Origin of the sequence: Pedobacter cryoconitis (genome assembly GCF_014200595.1) — a bacterium.
In the GTDB taxonomy this organism is placed as follows: Bacteria; Bacteroidota; Bacteroidia; order Sphingobacteriales; family Sphingobacteriaceae; genus Pedobacter; species Pedobacter cryoconitis_C.
Genome location: NZ_JACHCG010000016.1, coordinates 1 through 1,590 on the forward strand (window position 1 = coordinate 1; position 1,590 = coordinate 1,590).

A 1,590-nucleotide genomic window follows, 5' to 3' on the forward strand; every position below is an offset into this window, starting at 1 on the left:
GGCTGGAGAACACTGGAGGTTGATAAGGCTTCTGCGTTGCCTGTCCGCTGTCTGCGTAATGAAGTGGTTTCCACTATTCCTTCGGTCAGTAACGTGATCCTGCCATTGACAGAGATGACTGAAACTACTGCTAAAGGATCTGCGATCATTAACCCGGACGGACGTGAAACCGTAACTGCCCGCGGTTTTGTGTGGAATACCACAGGTAACCCGACGCTTTCAGATCAGGTGGTGCCGATGGGTTCTGGTACAGGAACGATCAGCGGGCTGATTTCAGGTCTGGAAAATGGGCCTACTTATTATGTGAAAGCTTTTGCAACCAATAGCGTAGGTACAGCTTATAGTGAAATTGCCACCAGCTTTAAAATCTGTATGCCATTTACGGTCATTCACAGAGCAGGACTGAATGGCGCACCGGTAGACAAAACTGTAATTTATGGATCGGTCAGTACTAAAATATCAGGTACCGATAAATGCTGGATTACCCAGAACCTGGGTGCAGACAGGCAGGCATCAGCCGTTAACGATGCCACCGAATCTTCTTCAGGCTGGTACTGGCAGTTTAACCGCTTACAGGGTTATCAGCATGATGGAACAACACGTACACCGGGCCAGGTAGTAGCCCCCTGGGTTTCCCCGATCAATGATGCTTCGAGCTGGACAGCAGCCAATGACCCATGTACGCAACTACTGGGCAACGGCTGGCGTATCCCGACCAATACAGAATGGGCCAGTACTATCGCTTCTCCTCAAAACTGGAAGAATGCAGCCGACGCTTATGCTTCGGTCTTAAAATTACATGGTGCAGGAGACCTGACTAGTACCGGGGCATTGAATGTGAGAGGTGTGAATAGTAATTACTGGAGCAGTACCATGTACCTTAATGTTAGCCAGGGTTATTACTTTACCAATTCAAGAACAACCTATAATGAGAAATCTGTTGGATTGCCGCTGCGCTGCTTGCAGGACGAAGTTGTGAAACGTCTTCCTTCAGTAAGCAATGTGCTCATTCCTTCAGAAACCATTACAGCTACTTTAGCTGATGCCACAGCTACGGTAACCAATAGCGGTGGAGCTGCTGTAACCAGCAGAGGATTGGTCTGGAACACTACTGGAAATCCTGGAATGAGTGACCAGGTGATTCCTTTGGGCACAGGAATCGGGGATATCACCGGCACGCTGAAAGGGCTGGATGAAAAATCAGTTTATTATGTACGCGCTTTTGCAACCAATAGTATAGGTACTGCCTTTAGTCCTCTGGTCGCGAGCTTTAAAGTTTGTTTACCTTTTACAATTACACATACTGCCGGACTAAACGGTGTACCGGTAGACAAGACAGTCAACTATAAAACAGTGAGTACCACTTATTCCGGAGAAGCACGCTGCTGGATTGCCCAGAACCTGGGTTCAGACGGGCAGGCTACAGCCGCTAATGACGGTTCAGAAGCAAGTGCTGGCTGGTACTTCCAGTACAACCGTTTACAGGGTTTCAAACATGACGGGACTACCCGTACCCCGAATGATCCTTTAGTACCCTGGTTAAGCATGATACAAGAAGCTCAGCAATGGTTACCAGCTAATGATCCGTGT

General features: G+C 48.2%; 1 protein-coding gene. It reads left to right on the forward strand.

Annotated features, from left to right (window positions below):
• Positions 1-1,590: hypothetical protein (locus HDE70_RS27100; protein ID WP_221302135.1), on the forward strand; the 1,590-nt coding region annotated here is incomplete at both ends.